Genomic DNA, 2,556 nt, shown 5'->3' with positions numbered 1-2,556 from the left:
CGCCAGAAGACCCAGCTCGAACTCGTCAACATCATCGAGAAGGTCGATGTCACCTGCGTGATGGTCACGCACGATCAGGAAGAAGCGATGACGATGGCCAACCGCCTCGCCGTCATGAGCGAAGGCCGTATCGTGCAGATCGGCTCGCCGTCCGAAGTCTATGAATTCCCCAACAGCCGTTTCTCGGCGGAGTTCATCGGCTCGACCAATCTCTTCGAAGGCAATGTCGTCGAGGACGAACCGGACCACATCTTCGTCGAAAGCGAAGACCTCGAAACGCGCATGTACGTGAGCCACGGCGTGACGGGCCCGCTCGGGATGCCGGTCGGTATCTCGGTGCGCCCCGAGCGTGTGCGCGTCACGCGCGAGAAGCCGGGCACGCCGCACAACTGGGCGCGCGGCGTGGTCACCGATGTGGCCTACATGGGCAGCTATTCGCTCTATCACGTGCGTCTGCCGGGCGGCAAGGTCGTGGTGTCGAACCTGTCCAGCTCGCAACTGATGAACGAAGGCGCCCCGGCCTGGAACGACGACGTCTATGTCTCGTGGTCGCCCGCTAGCGGCGTCGTGCTCACGGCATGATGAGGAGGATGACGAAATGAGTACCCTGCTCCCCTCCACGTCGACCGCGCCGCAAGGCGCGGCACGGCGCGGCGCGCTCGCGCGCTTCTTCTCGCGCTTTGTTCCGTCGGGTCGCACCACCGTGATCGGTGTGCCGTTCATCTGGCTCGCGCTGTTCTTCGCGCTGCCTTTTGTACTGGTGCTCAAGATCAGCTTCGCCGATCAGGTCATGGGCATTCCGCCCTACTCGAACCTGGTCGAGATGAAGGACGGCATGGTGCACCTCGCGTTGCAGCTTTCGCACTATGCGTTCCTGCTGCAGGACAGCCTGTATATCGCCACCTATATCAGCTCGCTGAAGATGGCGGCGGTGTCGACGATCTTCTGTCTGCTGATTGGTTACCCCATCGCCTACTACATCGCGCGCTCGAATCCGGCCACGCGCAATGTGCTGATGATGGCGGTGATGCTGCCCTTCTGGACCTCGTTCCTGATTCGCGTCTATGCGTGGATCGGCATTCTCAAGGACGACGGCCTGCTCAATCACGCGCTCATGGCCATCGGCCTGATCAGCTCGCCGCTGCGCCTCTATCACAGCGACGCGGGCGTCTATATCGGCATGGTCTATTCGTATCTGCCGTTCATGGTGATGCCGCTCTACGCTCACCTCGTGAAGATGGATCTCACGCTGCTGGAAGCCGCGTATGACCTCGGCGCGAAGCCCTGGGTGGCGTTCACGCAGATCACGCTGCCGCTCTCGAAGAACGGCATCATCGCGGGCAGCCTGCTGGTGTTCATTCCGGCAGTGGGCGAGTACGTGATTCCCGAACTGCTCGGCGGCGCGGACACGCTCATGATCGGCCGCGTTATGTGGGACGAGTTCTTCAACAACATGGACTGGCCGATGGCCTCCGCCGTGACGGTCGCCATGGTGCTGCTGCTGCTCGTGCCGATGGCCGTCTTTCAGTACTACCAGGTCAAGGAACTGGAGGAAGGCAAATGATCAAGCCCAATCGCACCCTGTCCACCAGCGTTCTCACGCTCGGTTTTCTGTTTCTGTATATCCCGATCATCAGCCTCGTTGTCTACTCGTTCAACGAGTCGAAGCTTGTGACGGTGTGGTCCGGCTTCTCGCTGAAGTGGTACGCAGCGCTGCTGCAGGACGACGAGCTTCTGAGCGCGGCGTGGCTCTCGCTCAAGATCGGCCTGATGACCGCGTTCGCCTCGGTCGTGATCGGCACGTGGGCAGGCTTCGTGCTGGCCCGCATGGGACGCTTCCGCGGCTTCACGCTCTACACCGGCATGATCAACGCGCCGCTCGTGATTCCCGAAGTAATTCAGGGCATCTCGCTCCTGCTGCTCTTCGTGGCGCTCCAGCAGTTCATTGGCTGGCCTAACGGTCGCGGCATCGTCACGATCTGGATCGGTCACGTGATGCTGTGCGTGTCGTATGTGGCGATCATCGTGCAGTCGCGCGTCAAGGAGATGAACAAGTCGCTTGAAGAAGCTGCGCTCGATCTTGGCGCGACGCCCCTCAAGGTGTTCTTCGTCATCACGCTGCCGCTGATCTCGCAGGCGCTGCTCTCGGGCTGGCTGCTTTCGTTCACGCTCTCGATCGACGACCTGGTGCTCTCCGCGTTCCTCTCGGGCCCCGGCTCGACGACGCTGCCGCTGGTGGTGTTCTCGCGTGTGCGTCTTGGCCTGAATCCGGAAATGAATGCGCTCGCCACGCTCTTCATCACGGCGGTGACGATTGGCGTGATCGCCGTGAACCAGTTGATGAGCGCCCGCGAGAAGAAGCGCATGCGCGATCTGAAGATGGCGTTCATGCAACCCGATCCGGCTGAAGCCGCCACGGCGGGCACGCCCGCGGGCGCGGTGGGTGCGCCGATCGGACGGCGCGCTGCCTGATCCTGTTTCAGTGCATTGACAAGAACCGGCGCGCGACGTGAAGCGCGCGCCGCTTAAAACGGCCAGCAGAACAGAACAACCGCA

3 protein-coding genes are annotated in these 2,556 nt (G+C 61.9%); all 3 read left to right on the top strand.

Features of this window, described 5'->3' with window-relative positions:
* Positions 1–582 (top strand): TOBE domain-containing protein (locus U5782_RS41095; protein WP_322049597.1); only part of this gene is annotated, 582 nt, incomplete at its 5' end.
* Between the two features lie 16 nt (positions 583–598).
* Entirely contained in the window at positions 599–1,564 is a 966-nt protein-coding gene (locus tag U5782_RS41090; protein ID WP_322049596.1) for an ABC transporter permease subunit, read from the top strand.
* Entirely contained in the window at positions 1,561–2,472 is a 912-nt protein-coding gene (locus U5782_RS41085; RefSeq protein WP_322049595.1) for an ABC transporter permease subunit, read from the top strand. Before U5782_RS41090 ends, U5782_RS41085 begins: the two co-directional genes overlap by 4 nt.
* Positions 2,473–2,556: the final 84 nt, after the last annotated feature.

The sequence above is a fragment of the Paraburkholderia sp. J67 genome (assembly GCF_905220265.1).
GTDB lineage: Bacteria > Pseudomonadota > Gammaproteobacteria > Burkholderiales > Burkholderiaceae > Paraburkholderia.
The sequence above is the reverse complement of the archived record's forward strand: the minus strand, read 5'-3'. Positions and strand labels throughout refer to the sequence as shown.

Excerpts from the sequence above, each read along its gene's own strand:
- U5782_RS41090 (WP_322049596.1), top strand. The coding sequence starts at position 599 with ATGAGTACCCTGCTCCCCTCCACGTCGACCGCGCCGCAAGGCGCGGCA.
- U5782_RS41085 (WP_322049595.1), top strand. The coding sequence starts at position 1,561 with ATGATCAAGCCCAATCGCACCCTGTCCACCAGCGTTCTCACGCTCGGT.